Source organism: Bartonella sp. AC158YNML, from assembly GCF_042196725.1.
GTDB lineage: Bacteria > Pseudomonadota > Alphaproteobacteria > Rhizobiales > Rhizobiaceae > Bartonella.
Genome location: NZ_JBHIQU010000070.1, coordinates 1 through 1,145 on the forward strand (window position 1 = coordinate 1; position 1,145 = coordinate 1,145).

At 33.4% G+C, this 1,145-nt stretch carries 1 protein-coding gene and 1 pseudogene; both read right to left on the bottom strand.

Annotated elements, in window-relative coordinates; all coding sequences use genetic code 11:
- Nucleotides 1–256: 256 nt before the first annotated feature.
- Nucleotides 257–1,072, bottom strand: coding sequence for a type IV secretion system protein (locus tag ACFIM1_RS09270; protein WP_375609828.1), 816 nt, complete (start codon nucleotides 1,070–1,072; stop codon nucleotides 257–259).
- Nucleotides 1,069–1,145, bottom strand: a pseudogene (locus ACFIM1_RS09275) (TrwH protein); the annotation flags it as partial. The pseudogene ACFIM1_RS09275 and the gene ACFIM1_RS09270, both read right to left, overlap by 4 nt.

Here is a 1,145-nt window from a genome sequence, read left to right on the forward strand (position 1 = left end):
AGTTTTTGTTATTTTGTCAATTTCAGTGAAAAGTTGCGTGAACAGCGTGAAGTTCATGGCATTCCTCTTTAATGAATTTTCAATTTTTTATCATTTTAAAATACAGATACATGCTATGTGCTTCATTGGTATTGACACAATTTGTCCAAGCGCTCCCACCGAGATTATTTTGGATTTGATGAAACTTTTGTGCGTTTTTCCAGATTGTTGAGACATGTACAATAGGATTATTTTCATAAAATAGAGAAAACAAATGTTATAAAGAATTTTGGTAAAACCGTATGCGAGGCATCTGTCTGTTTAATGTATTAACTATATTTCCATAGATTTTGCGTTTTTGTATGTCGATAAGAAATTCTTCATTATTGCTTAAATTCCTGATCATTTGTAGCTTTAAAGATTCATTGTGGAGTAAGGCTAACATGATCTTTATGTATACTTGCAATTCTGCGACCTCTGACAAACTCCTTGTTTTATCTATATCATTTAAGAAATTTGTAATTTGTATAAAACGTTTCTTTGCATCCTGAAAAGCTCGCAAGCTTACGGCTTTAGAGACGATACCGCTATATTTGAGACGCTCGTTAACCATTGTACGTATTTGGTCGTTTGGCAACATATGAGGTCTTTTTTCTTTCATAATAACGCCGGCAATAATATTCATAAGTTTCTGAGACATTGTATCCTTGTTGTTGTAGCGCAGTTTTGGAACTGGATAGATAAGCTCCGGATTTTGAAAAAAATAGTCCATGTTATTTGGGGACATTAGTCTGTTAATTACTCTATTACCCATCACAGAATGATAGATGTCTGCATCTTTTGATATTCGCTTTTTTTGCGCTTCAACCTGTTCTTTTAATAATTCAATAATTTTCAGATACTCTTTTGCTGAAGTAGATAGTGGTTTTTCAGCAGGTGGTTTTTCAGCAGGTGGTTTTGCAGTTTTTTTTGATGCAGATGTATAACTATCATGAATTACTTCAGGATTAGGTATGGAAGTAACAAAACTATATGCTAAATTTGGCAATCCAAAAGCTATAATCATTCCTGTTATAATAAAGATCTTTCTCATCTGTCTCCTCGCTTGATTTCGGCAGGGATTGTTTTATTAATGGGTACGCGGTTTCTATCATTTGGTTGCTTTA